General features: G+C 42.5%; 24 protein-coding genes and 1 riboswitch. Of the genes, 19 read left to right on the top strand and 5 right to left on the bottom strand.

Features of this window, described 5'->3' with window-relative positions; all coding sequences use genetic code 11:
* Positions 1-15 precede the first annotated feature (15 nt).
* The 3 genes from PGH26_RS10420 to PGH26_RS10410 all read left to right on the top strand — a co-directional run bounded on the left by PGH26_RS10420 (position 16) and on the right by PGH26_RS10410 (position 3,605).
* Positions 16-1,131, top strand: coding sequence for a mandelate racemase/muconate lactonizing enzyme family protein (locus tag PGH26_RS10420; RefSeq protein WP_323691030.1), 1,116 nt, complete (start codon positions 16-18; stop codon positions 1,129-1,131).
* On the top strand, positions 1,128-1,811 hold the full coding sequence (locus tag PGH26_RS10415) for a GNAT family N-acetyltransferase (RefSeq protein WP_323691029.1): 684 nt from the start codon (positions 1,128-1,130) through the stop codon (positions 1,809-1,811). Before PGH26_RS10420 ends, PGH26_RS10415 begins: the two co-directional genes overlap by 4 nt.
* A gap of 111 nt (positions 1,812-1,922) precedes the next feature.
* On the top strand, positions 1,923-3,605 hold the full coding sequence (locus PGH26_RS10410; protein WP_323693513.1) for a methyl-accepting chemotaxis protein: 1,683 nt from the start codon (positions 1,923-1,925) through the stop codon (positions 3,603-3,605).
* 42 nt (positions 3,606-3,647) lie between these two features.
* Here the strand turns inward: PGH26_RS10410 and PGH26_RS10405 are convergent, their stop codons facing one another.
* Both PGH26_RS10405 and thpR read right to left on the bottom strand, forming a co-directional pair.
* A complete protein-coding gene (locus PGH26_RS10405) occupies positions 3,648-3,815 on the bottom strand; it encodes a YfhD family protein (RefSeq protein ID WP_323691028.1) in 168 nt (55 codons plus the stop codon).
* Positions 3,816-3,863: 48 nt separating this feature from the next.
* On the bottom strand, positions 3,864-4,427 hold the full coding sequence (gene thpR / locus PGH26_RS10400) for an RNA 2',3'-cyclic phosphodiesterase (RefSeq protein WP_323691026.1): 564 nt from the start codon (positions 4,425-4,427) through the stop codon (positions 3,864-3,866).
* Between the two features lie 125 nt (positions 4,428-4,552).
* On the opposite strand from thpR, the gene PGH26_RS10395 reads away from it, so the two are divergent.
* The 3 genes from PGH26_RS10395 to PGH26_RS10385 all read left to right on the top strand — a co-directional run bounded on the left by PGH26_RS10395 (position 4,553) and on the right by PGH26_RS10385 (position 7,687).
* Positions 4,553-6,622, top strand: a complete 2,070-nt coding sequence (locus PGH26_RS10395) for a catalase (RefSeq protein ID WP_323691025.1) — start codon at positions 4,553-4,555, stop codon at positions 6,620-6,622.
* 87 nt (positions 6,623-6,709) lie between these two features.
* Entirely contained in the window at positions 6,710-7,225 is a 516-nt protein-coding gene (locus tag PGH26_RS10390) for a DUF3231 family protein (RefSeq protein WP_323691024.1), read from the top strand.
* Positions 7,226-7,369: 144 nt separating this feature from the next.
* A complete protein-coding gene (locus PGH26_RS10385; protein WP_323691023.1) occupies positions 7,370-7,687 on the top strand; it encodes a thioredoxin family protein in 318 nt (105 codons plus the stop codon).
* A gap of 70 nt (positions 7,688-7,757) precedes the next feature.
* Here PGH26_RS10385 and PGH26_RS10380 read toward each other — a convergent pair whose 3' ends face one another.
* A complete protein-coding gene (locus tag PGH26_RS10380) occupies positions 7,758-8,027 on the bottom strand; it encodes an AbrB/MazE/SpoVT family DNA-binding domain-containing protein (protein WP_323691022.1) in 270 nt (89 codons plus the stop codon).
* Positions 8,028-8,234: 207 nt separating this feature from the next.
* Between PGH26_RS10380 and PGH26_RS10375 the strand changes: the two genes are divergently transcribed.
* From PGH26_RS10375 to PGH26_RS10350, 6 genes are all read left to right on the top strand, one after another.
* Positions 8,235-9,095 carry a YitT family protein gene (locus PGH26_RS10375; protein ID WP_323691021.1) on the top strand — a complete coding sequence of 287 codons (861 nt, stop codon included), beginning with the start codon at positions 8,235-8,237 and terminating at the stop codon, positions 9,093-9,095.
* A 90-nt stretch (positions 9,096-9,185) separates the two neighbouring features.
* Positions 9,186-9,291: riboswitch (SAM riboswitch) on the top strand.
* Between the two features lie 75 nt (positions 9,292-9,366).
* On the top strand, positions 9,367-10,275 hold the full coding sequence (gene metA, locus PGH26_RS10370; protein WP_323691019.1) for a homoserine O-acetyltransferase MetA: 909 nt from the start codon (positions 9,367-9,369) through the stop codon (positions 10,273-10,275).
* A gap of 68 nt (positions 10,276-10,343) precedes the next feature.
* Positions 10,344-10,964, top strand: coding sequence for a TetR/AcrR family transcriptional regulator (locus PGH26_RS10365; protein WP_431312491.1), 621 nt, complete (start codon positions 10,344-10,346; stop codon positions 10,962-10,964).
* Between the two features lie 129 nt (positions 10,965-11,093).
* Positions 11,094-11,441 (top strand): DMT family transporter, encoded by a 348-nt coding sequence (locus tag PGH26_RS10360; RefSeq protein WP_323691016.1) that lies wholly within the window; start codon positions 11,094-11,096, stop codon positions 11,439-11,441.
* A 1-nt stretch (position 11,442) separates the two neighbouring features.
* Positions 11,443-11,757 carry a DMT family transporter gene (locus PGH26_RS10355; RefSeq protein WP_323691015.1) on the top strand — a complete coding sequence of 105 codons (315 nt, stop codon included), beginning with the start codon at positions 11,443-11,445 and terminating at the stop codon, positions 11,755-11,757.
* A 58-nt stretch (positions 11,758-11,815) separates the two neighbouring features.
* Positions 11,816-12,712, top strand: a complete 897-nt coding sequence (locus PGH26_RS10350) for an RluA family pseudouridine synthase (RefSeq protein WP_323691014.1) — start codon at positions 11,816-11,818, stop codon at positions 12,710-12,712.
* Between the two features lie 74 nt (positions 12,713-12,786).
* Here PGH26_RS10350 and PGH26_RS10345 read toward each other — a convergent pair whose 3' ends face one another.
* Entirely contained in the window at positions 12,787-13,416 is a 630-nt protein-coding gene (locus PGH26_RS10345; RefSeq protein WP_323691013.1) for a spore coat protein, read from the bottom strand.
* Between the two features lie 149 nt (positions 13,417-13,565).
* On the opposite strand from PGH26_RS10345, the gene PGH26_RS10340 reads away from it, so the two are divergent.
* The 3 genes from PGH26_RS10340 to PGH26_RS10330 all read left to right on the top strand — a co-directional run bounded on the left by PGH26_RS10340 (position 13,566) and on the right by PGH26_RS10330 (position 17,786).
* Complete coding sequence (locus PGH26_RS10340) at positions 13,566-14,849, top strand: glycoside hydrolase family 18 protein (protein WP_323691012.1); 1,284 nt, start codon at positions 13,566-13,568, stop codon at positions 14,847-14,849.
* 145 nt (positions 14,850-14,994) lie between these two features.
* Complete coding sequence (gene gdhA / locus PGH26_RS10335; RefSeq protein ID WP_323691011.1) at positions 14,995-16,377, top strand: NADP-specific glutamate dehydrogenase; 1,383 nt, start codon at positions 14,995-14,997, stop codon at positions 16,375-16,377.
* A 194-nt stretch (positions 16,378-16,571) separates the two neighbouring features.
* Positions 16,572-17,786, top strand: coding sequence for an argininosuccinate synthase (locus PGH26_RS10330; RefSeq protein ID WP_323693512.1), 1,215 nt, complete (start codon positions 16,572-16,574; stop codon positions 17,784-17,786).
* Between the two features lie 41 nt (positions 17,787-17,827).
* Here PGH26_RS10330 and PGH26_RS10325 read toward each other — a convergent pair whose 3' ends face one another.
* Positions 17,828-18,628 (bottom strand): histidinol-phosphatase HisJ family protein, encoded by an 801-nt coding sequence (locus tag PGH26_RS10325; protein ID WP_323691010.1) that lies wholly within the window; start codon positions 18,626-18,628, stop codon positions 17,828-17,830.
* A gap of 100 nt (positions 18,629-18,728) precedes the next feature.
* Between PGH26_RS10325 and PGH26_RS10320 the strand changes: the two genes are divergently transcribed.
* From PGH26_RS10320 to hisB, 4 genes are read left to right on the top strand one after another with little or no spacing between them, the layout of a single operon-like run.
* Positions 18,729-19,670 (top strand): ATP phosphoribosyltransferase regulatory subunit, encoded by a 942-nt coding sequence (locus PGH26_RS10320; RefSeq protein ID WP_323691009.1) that lies wholly within the window; start codon positions 18,729-18,731, stop codon positions 19,668-19,670.
* A gap of 27 nt (positions 19,671-19,697) precedes the next feature.
* Positions 19,698-20,351: an ATP phosphoribosyltransferase gene (hisG, locus tag PGH26_RS10315; protein ID WP_323691008.1), complete on the top strand. Its 654-nt coding sequence runs from the start codon at positions 19,698-19,700 to the stop codon at positions 20,349-20,351.
* Positions 20,329-21,591: a histidinol dehydrogenase gene (gene hisD / locus PGH26_RS10310; protein ID WP_323691007.1), complete on the top strand. Its 1,263-nt coding sequence runs from the start codon at positions 20,329-20,331 to the stop codon at positions 21,589-21,591. The genes hisG and hisD overlap by 23 nt, the downstream gene beginning before the upstream one ends.
* Before the next feature lie 11 nt (positions 21,592-21,602).
* On the top strand, positions 21,603-22,184 hold the full coding sequence (gene hisB / locus PGH26_RS10305; RefSeq protein WP_323691006.1) for an imidazoleglycerol-phosphate dehydratase HisB: 582 nt from the start codon (positions 21,603-21,605) through the stop codon (positions 22,182-22,184).
* Positions 22,185-22,201 lie beyond the last annotated feature (17 nt).

The raw sequence follows: 22,201 nt of genomic DNA, 5'->3' as shown, positions 1-22,201 counted from the left end.
GAAGGGGACAATTTTATGAAAATTAAAGAAATTGAGATTTTCGCTATTAGACTACCACTTCACGAGCCATTCGTCATTAGTTACGCAACTTATGAGGACATGCCTTCAATAATTGTAAAGCTGACAACTGATACTGGAATCGTTGGATATGGTGAGGCGGTTGCCGATGATCATGTAACGGGGGAGAGCTGGGAAGGAACATTTGCTGTACTTCGTCATACACTGGCACCGGCTGTTATCGGTCTGGATCCGAGCGAATTCGGACGGCTTCATGAAAAAATGGACAAAGAAATCTATGGAGTTCCAACAGCAAAAGCGGCAATTGACATTGCTTGTTTTGATGCAGTTGGTAAAAATCTTGGAATCCCAGCCTATCAATTACTTGGGGGCCGTTACCATAGTGAATTCCCGATTACACACGTCTTAAGCATTGGAAAGCCGGAAGCGATGGCCGAAGAGGCTGCGCATCGCATGGAAGCGGGTTATACATCGTTTAAAATGAAAGTCGGAACAGATGCATCAGAAGATGTAAAACGCATTCAAGCCGTTCGTAAACGTGTGGGTGATGAAGTTGCAATCCGAGTGGATGTCAACCAAGGATGGGTCAACAGTTCAACAACATTGCAGGCTATGAAAAAATTGGAAGCGTGTCATCTTGATTGGTTAGAACAGCCCGTTAAAGCGGACGATATCGATGGATTAGTTGAAGTGAAATCTAAAAGTGCAACGCCATTGATGGCAGATGAAGGTCTTCGCGGAGTTCGTGAAATGCGAGAAATTATTGCAAAGCGTGCAGCTGACAAAGTGAACATCAAACTCATGAAATGCGGCGGTATGTATCCTGCGATGAAACTGGCGCATATGGCGGAAATGGCAGGGATCGACTGTCAGGTAGGTTCGATGGTTGAATCATCGATTGGTTCAGCAGCCGGATTCCATGTGGCGTTCTCACAAAAGTCGATGTCAAGTGTTGAACTGACTGGACCTTTAAAATTCAGCAAAGATGTCGGAAATCTAACATACGATGTCCCATATATTCGTTTGAACGAAAAGCCAGGGCTCGGGATTGACATTGACGAATCAGTCTTAGCTGAACTGACGGTATTCAGTGAAAAAGTGGTGTCTGTATGAAGCACGTAACGTTAAAGAATGGCATCTCGCTTCCTGTCCTGAAATTAACAAAACAGGACCTTCCTGAAATTAAGAGACTGCAAACGAAAGTCATCGGGCATTTATCTGAAAAGGCCTTTTTACAGCCGTTAACAGATGAAGAATTCATCACGATCCTAGATGGCAATGGATTGCTTGCCGGAGTACGTGCGGAGGGGAATCTAATTGCCTTCCGTGCATTCCTCGATCCCGGTGAAGACCCTGAGCATCTTGGAGAGGATGCAGGTATTCCAAAAGAACAATGGAGTTCAGTACTGTATTCAGAAATCACCAATGTCGATCCGGAATTTCAAGGGAATGGCTTACAGCGGCAGCTCGGCAGAATCATGATGGATGAAGTCGATACAGATCACTATAACTATATTTGCACGACAGTTGCACCATTCAATATTGCGAGCATTAAAGACAAATTTGAATTAGGAATGCATATCGCTGCACTTAGTGTGAAATACGGAACGCTCACCCGCTATATCATGATGAAGAATCTAGTAACTGAAGTGTCTGTAACGGACGATGACTCGATTGAAGTTGAGATGGCAGAAACAACGGAGCAACAGAAACTTTTAAAAGCAGGATGGATTGGCACTGCTATTCAAGCATGCGATGAAAGATATACAGTGATTTATAGAAAAATGAAATAATAAGGACTATAGAAATAATGATATTTTTAGAAAACTAGACCTATACGCCTATCTGTAAGTAGGATATACTAAAGCTATTCGACTATAGTTAGGTGGGTACATATTGTGAGAATGACTGTTGGGAAAAGGCTGTGGTTTGGCTTTTTAGCTGTATTAATCATTATGGCACTAATGGGGTCAGCAAGCTTTTGGGCGTTAACTACATTAGATCGTGAATACAAAGCCCTCATCAATGATCGTATTCAGAAAGTGATGATTCTGGAACAATTGAATGCCCTGCAATCACAAAAATCAAATGAAATTCGCGGTTATATGATTTTTGACCAAATTTCCTATTTGGAAAGCCGGGAAACACTTATTAAAGAATTTAAAGAGAAGTCAGAAACACTAGAGCAGATGCTGCATACTAAGAAAAACAAAGAAAAGCTTGCCGAGATTCTCAGCTCTTCCACAAGTTACGATGAGCTGACAGACAAAGCAATCAAAAGCTATCAAATTGAGTCAAAAGAGCGCGGTATAGAAGTTTCTTCACAAGCTTCACTCTATCAAGATGTGATGACGGGTCAAATATCCGAAATGATCAGTGCACAGGAAAAAGCACGCAGCAAGGCAGAAAAAGAATTAGAGAAGTCCATCCAAACTGTTAAACTTTTAATTATTGGGATGGCGGTTCTGGCAGTAATTGCAGGAATTGTTATTGCCCGTTTAATAAGCAGGATGATTGCACGTCCTGTCGGTAAAATGACTGAAGCATTTCAGCAAATTGCATCTGGCGACTTAGCTGCGCAGCCTGTGATGGTTAAAAACAAAGATGAAATTGGCGATATGGCTGCCGCATTTAATGGGATGTCGAATAATTTGAGATCTGTTATTACACATGTACGAGATTCTGCGCATCAGCTTGCATCTCAAGCGGAACAGCTTTCTGCTGGAGCAGAAGAAAGCTTGGCTGCTTCGGAAACGGTAGCTGGTATTTCTAAACAAAGCTTGCAGGCGAGTACCGACCAGCAATCGCTCGTAGCCGAATCGAATGAAGCAATAAGTGAGGTTTTAAATACGGTAGATACCATTTCTTCTGATAACGAAGAAATGCTGCGGTCATCAGAACAAGTAACAAAATTAGTCCAAGAAGGCTCCGCATCATTGACGACGTTCTCTGACAAAATGTCTTCAATCAGTTCTTTACTGAAGAACTCAGCGCAAACAATTACAGAAATGGCGAAGCACTCGGAAAATATCCGCGGGGTAACCTCCATGATTACAGGATTGGCGGATCAAACGAATCTTCTGGCGCTTAACGCAGCCATTGAAGCAGCACGCGCTGGTGAACACGGAAAAGGCTTTGCAGTTGTAGCTGAAGAAGTCCGGAATTTGGCAGAGCAGTCAAAACGTTCTTCTGCTGAAATCGATCAGCTTATTGCGGTTATGATTGAAAATGTAGGACACGCTGTTGAACAAACGGAAGTGAGTGCAAATCAGATGCAAGAAGGCCTGGTCGTAACGACTCGGACAACCGAAGTGTTTGAGGAAATCGAATTGGCTGCATCTGACGTGGATGAGCGAGTGAGTAAAGTTTCAAGTTCAATTGAAATCATGAAGACCATGATTCAAAATGTGGTTGACCATGCTGCTTCAATTGAATCGTTAGCACAACAAGCTGCAGACGAAGCAGAATCCGCACGTGTCTCTTCAGATGAACAACTAGCTGTCAACGAAGAGATTTCTGCAAGTGCTCAACTTCTGGCAGAACTTGCTGAGCAGTTACAGCAGAATATGAATCAATTTACGGTATAAAAAAACCGGCCCACTCCATAAAAAAAGGAGATGGCCGGTTTTTTACTTGCGTTTTTTCGCTGATTCCCGCTGCTTCACAAGTGACTCAATGTTATCCAGTTCGCGTGCAATTTCTGCTCTCATGTCTGAAGCGGATAGTTTTTGATTTTTAGGTGTTTGCGGAAGTGAAGCAGCATTCTTTCCACCTTTAGAATGTTCATCACGGCCCATATTCAAGCTCCTCTCGTATGGTTTCATCCGTTTCAGTATGTGCAGAACTTAGCCATCAATACGAGAAGAATTGATAAATGGAAATATGAATTCAGGGGAATACTTAGGAGATGCCGCAGGATCAATGGAATAAAGAATTAATCCAGAGACGTCCAAAGTCAATGGTTCAAACTGTTCTTGAATAATTGGAACTGCGTTCGTATTCTTTTTCTTTTTAGCGATTGTAACGTGCGGTGTGTAGTCTAATGCTGCCGGTTTTTGTAAAACTGTTTCCAAACGTTTAGAAAGTTCACGATACACTCCAGTTAATGAAGAAGGATTCGAAACAGCAAGATACACGACTCGCGGGCCGATGGGGTTTCCGAAAAATGAAATGCCATTTATTGCAATCGTGAATGCATGCGTACGTTCGGCTAATTTCTGCATTTCTTGTTTTACAAGTTCAAGCTGGGGATGAGTAAGTCCGCCGAAAAAGAGCACTGTAACGTGCAGATCATCCGGGTGCGGAATCACCTTATAATGAGTAGGAAGGTCATAATGCAGGCTGCAAGATGTGAGTTTTTCTTGTACCAATTTAAATGGGACAGGGATGGCTGCAAAGTAATGTGTCATAGCAAAACGCTCCTTTGTGTTTTTAGTATAGCAAGAACGCCCTCGGTTATGTGCTGGGTAACCCGCCTGAATGTCGTTGCATATTCTAGCAAGGAGTGTAACACCAAAGGGTGAAAGGGGATTGCGTGAAGTATACAAATAGTGAACTGCCTAACGGGGAGAGCCATGACGCAAAGCAACGCCAATTAGACAATTACCGTGTGAATAATTTCGGTACACAAATGACGACCAATCAAAGTGTGAAAGTATCTGGAGACGAACAGTCTTTGAAAGCAGGAGTACGGGGACCAACCTTGCTGGAAGATTTTCATCTAAGGGAAAAAATCACACATTTTGACCATGAAAGAATTCCAGAGCGGGTGGTTCATGCAAGAGGATATGCAGCCCATGGAGAATTCGTTTTACACAAATGCATGAAAAAATATACATCCGCAAAGTTTTTGCAAGGAGCGGGTACGAAGACTCCATTATTTACAAGGTTTTCGAATGTCGCAGGAAGTAAAGGTTCCTCCGATACAGCACGGGATGTACGAGGGTTTGCAGTGAAGTTCTATACAGAAGAAGGAAATTATGACTTAGTCGGGAATAATATGCCTGTGTTCTTTATACAGGATGCAATCAAATTCCCCGACCTGATTCACGCTACAAAACCGGAACCTCATAACGAAATTCCACAAGCTTCTACTGCTCATGATACCTTCTGGGACTTTGTAGCAAATAATCAAGAATCGGCGCATATGATCATGTGGCTTATGTCAGATCGGGGAATACCAACCAATTTTAGAAAGATGGAAGGGTTCGGGGTACACACATTCCGTTTAGTCAACTCAGAGGGAATTGCACATTTTGTGAAGTTTCATTGGAAACCTAAACTTGGCATGCACTCGTTAGTGTGGGATGAAGCCCAGCAAATTAGCGGAAAAGACCCCGACTTCCAGCGCCGTGACTTATGGGAAAATATCAATGCCGGAAGCTTTCCAGAATACGATTTAGGTGTTCAGCTTATTCCTGAAGATGATCAGTTCATGTTTGATTTTGATATTCTAGACGCTACCAAGTTATGGCCAGAAGAAATTGTCTCTGTTGAAATTATAGGAACAATGACGCTAAATCGCAATGTTGATAACGTATTCGCAGAGACCGAGCAAGTGGCATTCCATCCAGGCAATGTGGTTCCGGGTATCGATTTTACGAATGATCCATTATTGCAGGGAAGATTGTTTTCCTACCTGGATACGCAATTGCTCCGTTTAGGCGGGCCCAACTTCGCTGAAATTCCGATTAATCGTCCAGTATGTCCATTTCATAATAACCAGAGAGATGGGTTCAGCAGGCAGCGCATTGACGTCGGTCAAGTCAGTTATCACAAGAACTCACTCGCGGATAATACTCCTTCCACAACACCTGCCGATCAGGGCGGATACGAACATTATCAAGAAAAAGTAGAAGGGCATGTCATCCGGGCTGGGAGTCCATCGTTCGATGACCATTTCTCTCAAGCACGACTTTTCTGGAATAGCATGGCACCTTATGAAAAACAGCACATTATTGATGCATTCAGTTTTGAAGTGGGTAAAGTTCAAAGTCAATCCGTGCGCCAGCAAGTTGTGGATATGTTCTGTAACGTTGATAGCGGACTTTCCGCAGCAATTGCAACTGCGGTTGGTGTCAAGCGTCCAGAATGCACACCGGCAACTTCTGAAGCAGCTTCACCAGCATTGAGCATGAAAAATACGACATTCGTTCCAGAAACCTTGAAGGTGGCGGTTTTGATCGGGGATGGATTTGACAGTACGGCCATTGGAAATGCTGTTAGGTCCCTTCGAAACGCCGGGGTCACGGTAGATATCATCAGTGAAAGAATTGGGTCGGTTAAAGGCAGGGGAGGTAAAACAGCTGTAGCCAACCAGACGTTTATAACGGCATCACCGGTCCTATATGACAGCTTATTTGTAGGCGGGGGGACGTCAGGCAACGCTGCAGAATTTAACAGTTATATGCGAAACTATATTGAAGAAGCTTGGAAACACTTTAAACCAATTGCCTTCACAAATGACGGCTCAAGACATATACCGATGACATCTGTTCAAGAAGGACCGGGAATTATTGTAGAGAAAAAACAATCCGATGTTAGTCAAGCCTATATAAATGCGCTGGCAAAGCAGCGTTTCTGGCATAGAAGTATTTATAAATAATCCAAATGACGAATAATAGGAATAATTTTTCAGATTCTTCTCATCCTAAGAATGAACACAGACATTCAAAGAAAAGAGGAGAAGAAATTGGGAATTCTTAGCGGTAATCCGAAAGATCAGCCGATGCATTATGGAGAAGTCATTGGATGCTGGGCATATGTTGGTGCAAACAAAGGACTGATTAGTGCGTATCAGACTTTTATAAACCATGCTGGAGACGAGGGGCTTAAAAAACTTTTGCAAGAAGCTGTCGACATGATGAGAGATCATGACAAACAGATTGAAGAAGTTCTAAAGGAAAATGGCATTATGCCTCCTCCAACGCTTCCAGACCGTCCAACTTGCTCTGCAGATGATATCCCGCCGGGTGCACGTTTCATGGATCCTGAAATCAGTGGAGCTGTCTCTATCAACGTAGGGCAGGCATTAGTTTCCTGCAGCCAAGTAATGGGGCAATGTTTGCGTGAAGACATTGCGGCGATGTTTGCTAAGTTCCATGCAGACAAGGTCATGTTTGGAGCAAAACTCCTGAAACTGAACAAAGAAAAAGGATGGATCATCCCTCCCCCAATGCATTTGAATGGGCAACAGACGAAAGAGTAAAGACTGGTCAAAAGGAAGTGAAGAAGAGCAGATAGTGGGCTCTTCTTTGCTTTTTTACATAGATGCGGCAAGAACGTATTGAGCTAAATTCACTGTGCACAACTTAGGGAATGGTATACTAAGTGCATTAAGGGGGAATGTCAAATGGAAAAACTACAGTCAGCTGAACAATTTGAGGTACTAAAACAAGGGGAACGTACAGCGTTTTTGTTTTCAGCAGATTGGTGTCCGGATTGCCGCGTTATCGATCCATTACTTCCAAGCATCGAGGCAGATTATCCCGAATACGAATTCGTCTATGTAGATCGCGATCAGTTTATCGATATTTGCGCAGAACATGATATTTTTGGGATTCCAAGCTTTCTAGTTTACAGCCACGGCGAAGAAAAGGGTCGCTTTGTTAGTAAGGACAGAAAAACACGCGAAGAAATTACAGCCTTCCTCGATCATCCTGAAGCGTAAGATTATTAATGAAATGACTGCTGTCGAGTAAGAACAATTACTTCCTGACAGCAGTCATTTCAATCACACGTTAAAAAGCTTGTTTTACCTCTTTGAGAATAATTTCAGCACCTGCTGGGCTTACGAACATGCCATTTGACAGTTCAAAATTATCGGAAGAAATTTCCCCGGTAATCACACATGCTTCACGAATTTTGTAGCTTCTGAGAATGATATTCTCCGCTTCTGTGAAAAATTCAAGTGGTTGTCCTTCAGGAAGTTTCATTGTCTCACGCAATTCAATTGGGATAACTATTCTCCCTAAATGATCAACTTTTCTTACTACGCCTAAACTCCTCATAAGAGAACCTCCTTCAATGGTACCTGAATTCTTCTATAATCATACAATTGCATGTTACAAAATGCAAAATAATGGTTGATCATTTGTCGAAAGTGAATTAATTCAGAACAATTTGAATGAAGGAACTTCTCCTCTTTTCACTGTCAACGGTCACAACGTACAGGTTATTTGATAGAATAGTACAGTTGACATGAACGGAGGGACACGATGACTTTCACTCAATTTAAGAAATCAGCGCTATTTGACTATCTTCAAATTATTGTAGGCTCGGCGTTTGTCGGACTGGCATTTACTATTTTTCTTTTACCTTCTCGCATAGCTGCAGGCGGTGTTTCAGGCATAAGCACAATTGTTTATGAACTATATGGATTTAATCCTGCTTATGTGCAGTGGATCATTAACTTACCGCTTCTCATTTTAGGTCTGGTCCTGGTAGGGAAAGACTTTAGCTGGCGTACGATTGTCGGTACATTTTTTGTTCCGTTTTTCATCTTCCTGACAACAGACATTAATGTTCCGATTCATAATCCATTACTCAGTTCTATTTATGGCGGGATTATGCTCGGTATCGGTCTGGGAATTGTTTATCGAGGGAACGGTTCCACTGGCGGAACTGCGTTAATAGCACAAATTCTAAAAAAATATACGAACTTTTCCAGTGGATTCGCTCAGCTCATTGTAGATGGGGCTGTTGTTATCATATCTGCGTTTGTCTTTGACTTGGAACTCGCTCTATATGCCATGATGGCAATTTATGTGACAAGCAAGGTAATCGACTTTGTACAGCTTCAAACTTCGCCTACTAAGCTGATCCTGATCATTACAGAACAAGAAGAAAAAGTTCAAGCACTCATTAGCAGTGAGCTCAATCGCGGGTTAACAAAAGTGAAGTCTTTGGGAGGTTACTCGAACCAGGAGAAAACTATGATTCTCTGCGTCGTAGAACAATCCGAAGCCATTTACTTTAAAAAGATTGTGCAGGAACAAGAGCCGACATCTTTCGTCATCTTCCTGAACGCGTCCGAAATTTTAGGGAGAGGGTTTTCCAGAGCCCAATATGACGACTGATTCGTTATTTCTCTATTAATAAAAATGATTCCATTTAAAGTTAGACTATACAAACAAATTAGAAATGGTATACTGTTCAGTAATTGAATATGCTTATCAAGAGAAACTGAGGGAAATGGCCCTAAGACGTTTCAGCAACCCCTGAAGAAATCAGGAAGGTGCTACTTCCACAAGACATTGTCTTGAGAGATAAGAGGAACGGCTGATGACTTCCACTTTCTCTCTTGCAGAAAGCGGAAGTTTTTTGATGGGCTGAATAGGAGTGAAGGATATGCCAATTACAATACCTAAGCAATTGCCTGCAGGAGAATTACTGAAGCAAGAAAAAATATTTGTGATGGATGAAGAACGCGCAACCTCACAAGATATTAGACCGCTGCGTATTCTTGTTGTAAATTTAATGCCGCAAAAAGAGAAGACTGAACTGCAGCTTTTACGTCTTCTAGGCAACACACCGCTCCAAGTAGACATCACTTTCTTACATACAGAAACGTATGTATCAAAAAATGTGAGCAAAAATCATTTGGATACATTTTATAAAACTTTCCCTCAAGTTAAGAACGAAAAGTTCGATGGAATGATTGTAACAGGTGCGCCAGTAGAGCAAATGGAATTTGAGCAGGTCGAATATTGGAGTGAAATGCAGGACATTTTAGATTGGGCAAAAGAGCACGTGACTTCTTCCATGCATATTTGCTGGGGAGCTCAAGCTGCGCTTTATCACTACTATGGAATTGATAAACAACAGTTACCTGCTAAGTGTTTTGGTATTTTTGATCATATCGTGACAGATCCGACCGTCAATCTTGCAAGAGGATTCAATGATCTGTTTCCAGCTCCTCATTCTAGACATACAGGTGTTTCAAAAGAGGACATAGAAGCTCACGATGAAATAAGTATTCTTTCATATTCGGACGAAGTTGGTCCATTTATTGTCCTGTCGAAAGACGCTAAAAACATTATGATTACGGGGCACTTAGAATACGACGCGGGCACGCTTCAGGAAGAATATGATCGTGATTCTGCTAAGGGACTTGATATAGATATCCCTAAAAACTACTTCCCGAACGATGATGCGACGTTGAATCCGCCCAATACATGGCGTTCGCATACACATCTGTTGTTCTCAAATTGGTTGAACTACTATGTGTACCAACAAACACCATTTGAATGGAAGTAACAAAGCTGCATAAAAATACCCAATCCCTCTGAAAAACTTGAAGTTCTCAAGGGATTGGTTTATAATGAATGACAGTCAGTCAGTCAGTCAGTCGTGGAGGGGTTTTTGTGAACAAGAAAGAAAAGATTGTTCAATCTGCAATTCAAGTGTTTACTGAGAAGGGTGTTGAGAAGACGACCGTCTCGCACATTGTGAAAACTGCAGGGATCGCCCAGGGGACATTTTACTTATACTTTCCGTCTAAATTGTCTTTAATGCCTGCTATTGCAGAAGTTATGGTGCAGCTTACGCTGAAGACAGTCATCGAAACTGTTGATGAAACAGCATCATTTGATGAGCAGCTCCAACAATTTACAGATGCGATTTTCGCAGTGAACAAGGAACATCACGAGATACAAGCAATGATTTATTCGGGGTTGGCGTCTACAGAACATTTGAAAGAATGGGAAAGCGTATACGCACCAATGTACCAGTGGGTGAGTTCACTTGTTGAAAATGGACAAAAACAAAAGGTAATACGCGCTGACAGTCATCCGGATCAATTGGCGAAATTGATAATTGGCTTAACGGAATCCGCAGCAGAACAAATATATTTGTATGATGAAGAATTCGATCAAGATATACGCGCTACTGAACAAAAACGGGAAACGTTATTATTTTTAATGAATGCACTAGGGTACACGAAATAAGCAAGCATTCAGTAGAAATGACTATCGACTGGCAATAGGTTTTGTCAGTCGATTAAAGGATTTCCGTTAATAATATAATATAGAATAAAATGAATGACAGTCAGTCATCTGGGAGAAGGAGTATTTCTAATGAAAAAAGCATGGCTTTATGTAGCAGCAACTAGTTTCTTTGAACTTGTATGGATTTTTGGTTTTAACGTAGCTTCAGTATGGTGGCATTGGATTCCAATTGTTTTGTTCATTTTCGTCGACTTTCACTTTCTTTCTAAAGCGTGTGAGACATTACCGACAGGAACTGTGTATGCCATATTTGCAGCAATTGGTACAGTCGGGACTGCTTTAATGGACGTATTTTTCTTTGACCAGACTTTAAGCGGCGGTAAAATATTCTTCATCGTCCTATTAGTGGCGGGCGTTATTGGTTTGAAACTTGCGGATGGTCATGATGAAAAAATAGCAGCAGAAGGGAATCGTTAAAATGGGATGGTTATTTGTAGCGTTAGCAGCGGTCTTTGAATTTATAGGAGTTATCGGATTGAACAAATATAGCAAAAGAAAGACCATTCCTACAGGATTCATGTTTTTAGGCGGATTCGGTCTATCATTTGTATTTCTATATTCATCGTTTCAGTATTTACAAGTAAGTACAGCTTACGCGGTATGGATTGGAATTGGGACAGCGGGTGCCGTGTTATTGAATATGATCTTTTTCGGTGAATCTAAAAGTCTTGCAAGAATTGGAAGCCTTGCTTTAATAATTGTGGGAGTTATCGGTCTAAAAGCCTTATCCTAAATCAGGTTTGATATTTCTTGAAAGGTTGCGCATAATGAATGGATAAGGAGACGTGACTATGCGAAATAACTCAAAACCATCAACTCCGCAAGCAGCGGTATATAAAGTAGAACAGGAACAAACACTGCTTCCTTTTTTGTTACAGGCAATATCTAAAAGCAGAAATGCAGTGAAAGGGATTTTATCCAGGGGGCAAGTTACAGTCAATGGAGAACCCACTACTCAACATGACAAATTGTTGAAAGCAGGAGACCGGGTTGAAATTATGACCAATCTAGCTGCGAAAAATGACAGTGAACTTTCAGGACTGTCCATTATGTATGAAGATGATGCCATTATCGTAATCGACAAGGAAGCGGGATTGCTGTCGATGGCGGCAAAAGATAAAAAAGAAATGACCGCGTTCAGCGAGCTCTCTGCGTATGTACGGAAAGCAAATAGAAGTAATCGTGTCTTCATCGTTCATCGCCTGGATCGCGAAACTTCAGGAGTCATGCTCTTCGCTAAAACTGAGGAAGTAAAAAAGATGCTTCAAGACAATTGGGAGGAGTCAGTCAAAGAACGCGGCTATGCAGCTCTTGTCGAAGGTAAGGTTCGAAACGAAACAGGTGAAATCATTTCCTGGCTGAAAGAGACCCGAACGTTCAAAGTCTATTCAAACCCGACAAATAATGGCGGCCAAAAAGCAATCACGCGTTACAAGCGGCTCCAAATGGGTGCACAGTATTCTTTACTTGAATTGAGATTGGAAACAGGGCGTAAAAACCAAATTCGCGTGCATATGGAGGAAATTGGACATCCTGTTGCCGGTGATAAGAAGTATGGTGCCTCGACTAATCCCTTAAAACGGCTTGGACTTCATGCAGTTAAATTAACGATAATCCATCCAGTAACAAAAGAGCAGCATACCTTTATCTCTGATCCGCCTTCTTCCTTCTACAAAAAATCAAAATAACCGTAAGCGCCAAAAAGGCGCTTACGGTTATTTATTTTGATATAGAGATGATTCAACATATAAGGTACTAACCATTATTGCAATGGTGGCATTCCAGGCTGACCGGCAGGAGCAAATGCATTGAGTAATTGCGTCATATCCTGTGACGCTAATTGAGGCACTTGGTAGTAATGATGTTTGTTTTGATAAATCGCTAATTCATAAGCCATTTCAATACAGTTCGGAACCGAATCAGCAAGCACCCTCCGAACAACAGGATTACATACTTCACAGGCTGCCATGGCTTTCATGGAAGCACCTGCTTTTGCAGAACCTAATAAGAACCCGGAAATAATTTCATCCGTAATTTCAGAAGCATTCGTGATGGGCTTTTTAGGCTGGCCAGGCTTCATGCCGTAAATGAAATCATTGCCTTCTTTCATTTTATAGCTGGATGTTGGATGAGATGGGTCATGACCGGATTTAAAGCATTCCACCGTGATGTTATACTCGTCTAATGTAAATCGGTACTGACGATCGAGTATATCCAGCAACTCCGGGTCTTTCACATGCGGGCGAAGCAGAATCGCCTGGTTAAGTGCGCCAATCGCACTTGATAACACTTCGTGAACATCAAAAAGCTCATGTCCTCCGTGGTTCATGTTCGGGGGAACTGTTCCCGTATGCATGTTTTGATGGGTTACTCCGTCTTGATTTGTAGTCATTGTTGTCCTCCCTAATTTAAGTTGTATTTTCTTTCTTGACTAGTATGAGCGGTCAGCATGTTTCTACCCGTGGAATGATTTGTATGAATAGATGAAGAACAGCAAACATACAATGGATTACGAATTTGTATGGAAAGGTGTGCATATTAGTGCAAATCCACGTTGTTCAAAAAGGTCAGAGTCTATTTACAATAGGGAGACAATATGGAATTCAGTGGCAGGAAATTGCGGATGCAAATGAATTGGGGAATTCAGGGAAGCTGGCTGTAGGTCAAGCACTTGTGATTCCAATAACAGGCAGTTATTATTGGGTGCAGCCAGGGGATACTCTATATGAGATTGCACGTAAAGAAAAGATGACGATTTCAGAGCTCGCCAACATTAACCAGATTTCTTTATCAGCGCCTTTGACAGTAGGTCAGCGGCTATACATTCCACCGGCTCCTAAGACACCTGCGCAGTCATTACTATACGTGGAGCCAAGAACACCGGTCACACAAGTGATGATTGCTGAAACAAAAAATCGGGTAGCTGCATTAACTTATTTGGCAATGTTCAGTTATGAAGTGAAACGCGATGGAACACTAAAAGCCCCGTCCACTGCAAACTTGCCTGAAATCGCTGCAAATGCAGGAGCACTGAATGCAATGGTTATTAGCAACTTGGAAGATTTCGCATTTAGTGCACCCTTAGCTCATGATATTTTTGTAAGCAAAGGAGTTCAGGATTTATTATTTACGAACATATTAGAAGTCGCAAACAGAGTAGGATACAAAGATATCCATTTTGATTTTGAGTTATTATTCCCGGAAGACCGACAACTATACAATGCCTTTTTACGACGCGCACGAGATCGTTTCCATCCTGCGGGCCTGACATTATCCACCGCTCTAGCTCCAAAAGTGAGCGATGTCAAAACGGGGATTTACGGTGCGCACGACTATAAAGCCCATGGAGAAATTGTGGATTTTGTATCGTTGATGACATATGAATGGGGGTATACGTACAGTGAGCCCCAAGCTGTGAGCCCATTACCCCAGGTAGAACAAGTAGTCAAATACGCAGTTTCGGAAATTCCAAGAACGAAAATCTTTTTAGGTCAAAACTTGTATGGGTATGATTGGTCTAAACCTTATCCGACTCAAGGCGGGCAGCCTGCAAAAGCGCTTAGTCCCAGACAGGCGACAGAACTGGCCATCCGTGAAAATGAAGCGATTGAGTATGACTATGTTGCACAAGCACCATTTTTCACATATATCGATCAAAACAATATTCAGCATGAAGTATGGTTTGAGGATGCAAGGAGTATTCAGGCCAAGTTCGATTTATTGAAAAAGTATAGTCTCAGAGGGATTATGTATTGGAAGCTTGGATTGGCTTTCCCGCAAAACTGGCTGCTGCTCGAAGATAACTTTAATATCGTGAAAAAGTGATATGAAGAGCCGTATAGGAACCTAAAACAGAGGAGATCGCCCCCTCTGTTTTTATTTGCTGATTAAAATGTATTTTCAAAAATATTCAAACTAGCGTATACTGATTAAATACAGCATGATAGATTCGGGATTAAGGGGGAAGCGTATGGCAAAATTAAATGTAGAAAATGTAGATGTACAAAGACGTTCAAATGATTATGTGCATCAAGTTTATGAGCAAGTTAAAAGAAGAAATGCAAACGAAACTGAATTTCTCCAGGCAACCCGGGAAATTTTTGATTCACTCCGTCCCGTATTTGCACAGCACCCTGAATATATTACAAATGGAATCTTGGAAAGACTGACAGAACCGGAACGGATTTTGACATTTCGTGTTGCTTGGGAAGATGACAGTTGCAAGGTACATGTCAATAGGGGCTACCGGGTTCAATTTAACAGTGAGCTCGGCCCTTATAAAGGCGGACTTCGTTTCCATCCTTCCGTAAATAGCAGCATTATGAAATTCCTCGCATTTGAACAAATCTTCAAAAATGCTCTAACAGGTCAGCCGATCGGTGCTGGTAAAGGCGGCTCTGATTTTGACCCGAAGGGGAAGTCGGATCGTGAAATCATGCGCTTCTGCCAAAGTTTCATGACGGAATTGAGTCGCCACATCGGTCCGGATATCGACGTGCCTGCGGGAGATATTGGTGTCGGAAAGCGTGAAATCGGATATTTGTTCGGCCAGTACAAACGCTTAAAAGGCGGCTATGAAGCGGGAGTCCTGACAGGGAAAGATCCAAGTCACGGCGGAAGTCTCGGCAGAAAAGAAGCTACGGGATATGGAACGGTATACTTCACTGATGAGATGCTTAAGGAGTACGGCATGTCATTTACCGACAAAACGGTGATTGTATCAGGGTCAGGAAATGTCTCCATCTATGCGATGGAGAAAGCTCAGCAATTAGGAGCTAAAGTGATTGCGTGCAGTGATTCTTCGGGATATATTGTCGATTCAGATGGTATTGACCTGGAGTGTGTGAAACAGTTAAAAGAAGTGGAAAACAAGCGGATTCAGGAATATGTGAAAACACATCCCGAAGCGCGCTATATAGAAGATTGTTCGGGGGTATGGAGCATCCCTTGCGATATCGCCCTTCCTTGTGCGACTCAAAACGAAATCGATGAGGAAAGTGCGCTTCTTCTTATTAAGAATGGTGTTACAGCTATTGGAGAAGGAGCAAATATGCCGTGTACAAATGAGGCACTTACTATTTTCCAGGAACATGGCATTCTATTTGCACCAGCTAAAGCCGCGAATGCAGGGGGCGTAGCCGTTTCTGCGATGGAAATGTCCCAAAACAGCATGCGTCTTCGCTGGACTGCGGAAGAAGTTGATGATCGTTTGAAAGTGGTTATGCGCTCCATCTATGAAAGTTGCATAGATGCCGCAGATCGTTTCGGCAAACCAGGTAACCTCATTATGGGAGCGAACGTAGCAGGATTTTTAAAAGTGGCAGACGCAATGGCAGCACACGGATTAAGTTAATATCGAGTATCAGGCACATCTTAAATGATGTGCTTTTTTATTGTGTAAACTCACTGAAGTGCAGATTCGTAGCGGTACAGAATATTTCGCCTATTAAAAGAATCAGTATTTTTCTTTGCATTTACGAAACAACGTGTTATTATAAATATACTTTATTGTGCATAAAGATACATAACGTAGCGAGAGGGGATTTTATTATGACGAAGAAAAAAGTAGTATTAGCTTATTCAGGCGGACTTGATACTTCTGTAGCAGTTCAATGGCTAACGGAGCAGGGCTATGCAGTGGTTGCATGTTGTTTAGACGTTGGGGAAGGGAAAGATTTGGATTTCATCCAGCAGAAAGCTCTTCAAGTCGGTGCAATTGAAAGTTATGTTATTGACGCTAAATCTGAGTTCGCACAGGATTATGCATTGCTGGCACTCCAAGCACGAACACTTTACGAAGAAAAGTATCCGCTTATTTCTGCGTTATCCCGCCCGCTCATTGCTAAGAAGCTCGTCGAAGTCGCGCATAAGGAAAATGCGGTGGCTGTCGCGCACGGCTGCACAGGTAAGGGAAATGATCAGGTTCGTTTCGAAGTAGGGATTAAAGCGCTGGATCCAACATTAGAAGTAATCGCACCCGTTCGTGAGTGGAGCTGGTCGCGTGAAGAAGAGATTGCTTATGCAAAAGAGCACAACATTCCAGTGCCAATCGTCTTGGACAGTCCGTATTCGATTGACCAAAACCTTTGGGGACGCAGTAACGAATGTGGAATTCTTGAAGACCCTTGGGCAGCACCGCCGGAAGATGCGTATGGTCTGACGTCTTCTATTGAAGAAGCACCAGATCAGGCGGATGTTGTTGAGATTACATTTAAACAAGGTGTTCCTATAAGTCTAGATGGAAAGGCATTTGAACTTGATGCGCTGATCTTGTATTTGAACGAGCTTGCTGGCAAACATGGTGTTGGCCGCATTGACCATGTTGAAAACCGTCTCGTTGGCATTAAATCCCGTGAAGTGTATGAATGTCCAGGTGCCATGACGCTGATAAAAGCGCATAAAGAACTTGAAGACATCACGCTTGTAAAGGAGACGGCACATTTCAAACCTATTATCTCTCAAAAGTTAAGTGAGCTCATCTATAACGGACTTTGGTTTTCTCCATTACGAAGTGCTTTGGAGGCGTTCATCAAAGACTCACAACAAGTCGTCAACGGCACCGTGCGAGTGAAACTCTTTAAAGGGCATGCCATTGTAGAAGGGCGTAAATCCGATAATTCTCTTTATGATGAAAAATTGGCGACGTATACGTCTGATGACGAGTTCGACCAAGCAGCCGCAGTAGGATTCATCAAATTATGGGGGCTTCCAACAGAAGTTCATGCAGCAGTGAATAAGCAGCTCGTTACGTCTAAAGCTTAATAGGAAAAGGACCTATCCATCAGTGGAAGGTCCTTTTCTAATTAAAATAGTAATTTATCTATTGAATGGAATTGAGGTTCTCCTTTGTCGTATGTGGCGACGAAGCGGAATCCGATATCTGAAGCAATCTGCAAACTCTTGCGAATGTCGAAACCGACATCAATCGGTTTATGGGCATCGGAACCAATTGTTAAAATCTCACCGCCGCAAGATTTGTATAGTTCAAGAATATCAGTGTGCGGCATGGCTTCAGGTAATCCATACCGTACACCTGACGTATTTATCTCTATTCCCTTCCCTCGTGGAATGACCTCAGAAAAGATTTCTTTCAAGCAGTCATGGAAATCATAGGAAGGTGCTTGTTTCGCGTATCGCTCAATAAGATTCACATGTCCTAACACGCTGTAAGCGTCAAATTTCCGGATACATCGAAGCAACTCCTGATAATACGCATCATAGGCTTCATCCATTGTCCGGTTTTCAAAAACAGCTCCGAAGTGCAGATCTTTTTTTTCAACAGTATGGAGCGAACAAATGACAAAGTCGAATTCTTCGTCTCGAATCAATTTTGTGTATGAATCCAGTATATGAGGCTGAACCCCAATTTCCACACCGCGTTTTACTTGTATATCACTCCCGTAACGGTCTTGCAATTGTGCAATTTCTTCTTTGTAAGCGTGCTGATTATAATCGAATATGAAATTCTTATCCGGATATTCGTAGTCAACATGATCTGTAAAACAAATTTCAGTAAGTCCGTTTTGAATAGCAGCGCGGACCATCTCCTCTGGAGGCGCGTCACAATCTGCTGAAAAAGAGGTATGCATGTGATAATCAAACATTTATATCAAACTCCTTTTTTGTTGACATTTCTTAATTATCTATTTATAGTACTAGATAACTTCATCGTAGTAAAGTGATAAAGTAAGAGGAGGCGGTTGTTTGAGGAATTTATTTCAATCGGCTGAAGAGGAGTACGAATTACGAGAAGTCTTTCGAAATTCCTTTTTACCGAAAGGATACAGTGAAGTCAATTTACCAGTTCTCGAAAGTTACGAAACATATGAATCTCTCCAAACTGCGCAAAGCCGAAAAAGTCTCCTGAAGCTGATCGACCATACTGGAGACATTTTAGTGTTGCGGCCAGACGTGACAATCCCACTGATGCGGGAACTCGCATCGACTTATAAAAACTTAGATAAAGAAATTCGCTGCTGGTATATACAATCTGTCTTCCGTCAGTCGGATGATTTGACGATTCCGACCGAACGCAGGCAAGCGGGAATCGAGTTATTCAGTAACCAATCCGCTGAAAATGATGCAGAAGTGATTGTTCTCGCCTGTCAGGCACTCACTGAATTAGGACTGAATGATTTTAAAATTGAGCTTGGTCACGCGGGAATTCTATCTGAACTGAATCGGATTCTTCAATTGACTGCAGAGGAACAGCTGCAAGTGAAATCGTTTATTCAAATGAAAAACAGCAGTGGGCTAGCTGATTTTCTTAAGCAAAATAATACGGATGAAACGATTAGAGAAAGGCTTCTTGAAACGGCTTTTTCATATGGGGATGCACCATCTGTTTTCAAGCGGTTTCGAAAGTATGATAAGAACGACCAAATGACTGCTATCATGCAGCATATGGAAGCTGTGTACGGACTAATCGTTGAATCAGGCTATGAAAGTCACGTGACAGTCGATCTCGGTATGGTCAACGACATGGACTATTATTCAGGAATCCAATTTCAGGGATTCAGTAATACTGTCGGAAAGCCGCTGCTGATGGGTGGTCGATATGATGAGGTTAGCCGAAAGTTTCATGCGCAATTGCCAGCGGTTGGATTCGCCTTTGATGTGGAAGCGATTTTTTCAGCTAAAAAATAATGGGATGAAGGGGAGAGATGAAAGGTTATGGTGCCAATGAAAATCGCAGTCGCTAAAGGCAGAATTGCAGAAAAAGCGAGAGAGCTCCTGTCTGAAGGAGGAATCGCTTTCCCCGATACGCTGTACGATGAGCGAAAATTGGTCATCACGAGTTTAAGCGAGGACTTCCAATTGTTGTTCGTCAAAGCGGCAGATGTTCCGACTTATGTAGAAAAGGGTGCAGCCGATATCGGAATCGTGGGCAAAGATACGATTATGGAAGATGGGAAAGACGTCTACGAGCTGCAAGACTTGGGGTTCGGGAAATGTCGGTTAGTCGTTGCTGGGTTCTCCGATAGTTTCCCTGCAGATACGAAATCACTTTCAGTTGCCACTAAATATCCAGCGATTGCAAAGAACTATTTCGATCAAGCAGGAATCCGGACCGAAATCAGCCGATTGAATGGATCGATTGAACTTGCACCGATTGCGGGCCTGTCAGACGTCATTGTAGATATCGTCGAAACGGGATCGACACTTAGAGATAACGGATTGGTTGTCTTACGTGAAATCGAAAAAGTAAGTACGCGTGTCATCGTGAATAAAGCAAGTTATGCAACGAAAACAGCTGAAGTAAAGACGTGTATGGACCTTTTGAAAAAGGGAGTGGACGAACGACGTGCAGATTATCACAACGCGTAACCAAATCACTAAAAGGATTGCCCGCCGGACATCCGCTTCTCCCGTTGAAAAAACGGTAAGAACAATCATCGACCGCGTCAAAAAATTTCAAGATGCTGAACTTCTAGCGCTAACTGAACGGTTTGACGGGGTTACGATACAAACACTCCAAGTGTCTAAACAAGAGATTTTGGATGCTTATCAAAAAGTTTCTTCATCATTACTTCAGGCAATGAAAGACGCAAAAGAACGTATTCAACGATTTCACGAACAGCAAAAAGAGGAAAGCTGGAGGATTGAACCTGAAGAAGGTGTTTATCTTGGACAGCAAGTACGCCCGCTGGCATCTGCAGGAATTTACATACCTGGAGGGAAAGCATCTTATCCGTCTACAGTTTTGATGAACGCAATTCCTGCAAAAATCGCGGGTGTGAAGCGGATCGTTCTTACGACGCCGCCGCAAGCTGATGGAACCGTTAACGCGGCAGTTTTAGTTGCCGCGGATCTATGCGGAGTCGATGAGATTTATAAAGTTGGTGGTGCACAGGCGATTGCAGCACTCGCATACGGTACGGAGTCTATCCAGCCCGTACTCAAAATTACAGGTCCGGGAAATGCATATGTGGCCTGCGCAAAGAAGCTCGTGTTTGGTGACGTATCCATCGATATGATTGCGGGACCCAGTGAAGTCTGTATTTGGACAGACGAACAATCAGATCTAAAATTTGTCGCTGCGGATTTATTAGCTCAAGCGGAACATGATGAAGACGCAACCGCGTGTTGTCTAGTACCTTCTATACAGATTGCTGAAGCACTTTCTACAGAAGTCAATCGGCAATTGGAGCTTATGGATAGGATGGATATCGCCAAAAAGTCTATCCAAACAAATGGCTGGATCGCGGTTGTCGAATCTGAAAGTGAAGCGATTGACATAATTAATGAACTCGCACCGGAGCATTTAGAGATCATGACAGCCAATCCGGAAAACAGTCTCGATGATATTGAAAACGCAGGAGCGATTTTCCTTGGAGCCTACTCTCCGGAAGCGTTGGGCGATTATGTGGCAGGACCGAATCATACGCTGCCGACAAGTGGAACTGCTAAATTTTCATCCCCTTTAGGCGTATATGACTTCGTGAAAAAAACAAGCATTATTCGCTATACGGAGAATGCACTTGAACACGTCTCAGATGCAATTATCGAACTCGCAAACACTGAGCAGCTTACGGGTCATGCGCAAGCGATTCGAGTTCGGACATAGGAGGAATCAGAATGAGGACATCGACAATTGAACGGAAAACTGCTGAAACGGATATTAAAATGAAGTTCGCGTTAGATGGATCAGGAAAGAGTGATATCCATACTGGAGTTGGATTTCTCGATCACATGCTTGTCCTTGCAACGATGCATGGCGGCCTGGATTTACAAGTGACGTGTAAAGGGGATTTGGAAACGGATCAGCATCACAGTGTCGAAGATGTTGGGATTGCCTTTGGAACTGCATTTAAAGAATCTCTCGGAACGAAAGAAAGCATTGAGCGATATGCTTCAGTGACAGTTCCTATGGATGAAGCACTATCTGCTGTAACAATGGATATTAGCGGAAGATCGTTTCTTGTTTATCATGTTGATGGACTGAAAGATAAGATCGGGGATTTCGACACTGAACTTGTTGAAGAATTCTTTCTAGCGTTTACCCGACACGCGGGGGTGACACTGCATATCAATTTACAGTACGGAAAAAACAGCCATCATATTTTAGAATCCATTTTCAAAGGATTTGGCCGCGCAATCCGTATTGCGGCAGCTAAAAACGAACGAAAAGGCATCCCGTCAACTAAAGGAATGTTGTAACGGATATAGGAAAGGGG

Source organism: Sporosarcina jeotgali, assembly GCF_033304595.1.
Taxonomy (GTDB): Bacteria; Bacillota; Bacilli; order Bacillales_A; family Planococcaceae; genus Sporosarcina; species Sporosarcina jeotgali.
This window is presented reverse-complemented; position numbering and strand designations above follow the sequence as displayed.

Coding starts and splice junctions, on each gene's coding strand:
- PGH26_RS10380 (WP_323691022.1), bottom strand. CDS start 8,027: ATGAGGAGTTTAGGCGTAGTAAGAAAAGTTGATCATTTAGGGAGAATA.
- metA (WP_323691019.1), top strand. CDS start 9,367: ATGCCAATTACAATACCTAAGCAATTGCCTGCAGGAGAATTACTGAAG.
- PGH26_RS10410 (WP_323693513.1), top strand. CDS start 1,923: ATGACTGTTGGGAAAAGGCTGTGGTTTGGCTTTTTAGCTGTATTAATC.
- PGH26_RS10355 (WP_323691015.1), top strand. CDS start 11,443: ATGGGATGGTTATTTGTAGCGTTAGCAGCGGTCTTTGAATTTATAGGA.
- PGH26_RS10405 (WP_323691028.1), bottom strand. CDS start 3,815: ATGGGCCGTGATGAACATTCTAAAGGTGGAAAGAATGCTGCTTCACTT.
- PGH26_RS10365 (WP_431312491.1), top strand. CDS start 10,344: ATGACAGTCAGTCAGTCAGTCAGTCGTGGAGGGGTTTTTGTGAACAAG.
- PGH26_RS10325 (WP_323691010.1), bottom strand. CDS start 18,628: ATGTTTGATTATCACATGCATACCTCTTTTTCAGCAGATTGTGACGCG.
- PGH26_RS10345 (WP_323691013.1), bottom strand. CDS start 13,416: ATGACTACAAATCAAGACGGAGTAACCCATCAAAACATGCATACGGGA.
- PGH26_RS10415 (WP_323691029.1), top strand. CDS start 1,128: ATGAAGCACGTAACGTTAAAGAATGGCATCTCGCTTCCTGTCCTGAAA.
- thpR (WP_323691026.1), bottom strand. CDS start 4,427: ATGACACATTACTTTGCAGCCATCCCTGTCCCATTTAAATTGGTACAA.
- PGH26_RS10385 (WP_323691023.1), top strand. CDS start 7,370: ATGGAAAAACTACAGTCAGCTGAACAATTTGAGGTACTAAAACAAGGG.
- PGH26_RS10360 (WP_323691016.1), top strand. CDS start 11,094: ATGAAAAAAGCATGGCTTTATGTAGCAGCAACTAGTTTCTTTGAACTT.
- hisB (WP_323691006.1), top strand. CDS start 21,603: ATGAGGACATCGACAATTGAACGGAAAACTGCTGAAACGGATATTAAA.
- PGH26_RS10420 (WP_323691030.1), top strand. CDS start 16: ATGAAAATTAAAGAAATTGAGATTTTCGCTATTAGACTACCACTTCAC.
- PGH26_RS10350 (WP_323691014.1), top strand. CDS start 11,816: ATGCGAAATAACTCAAAACCATCAACTCCGCAAGCAGCGGTATATAAA.
- gdhA (WP_323691011.1), top strand. CDS start 14,995: ATGGCAAAATTAAATGTAGAAAATGTAGATGTACAAAGACGTTCAAAT.
- hisG (WP_323691008.1), top strand. CDS start 19,698: ATGGTGCCAATGAAAATCGCAGTCGCTAAAGGCAGAATTGCAGAAAAA.
- PGH26_RS10375 (WP_323691021.1), top strand. CDS start 8,235: ATGACTTTCACTCAATTTAAGAAATCAGCGCTATTTGACTATCTTCAA.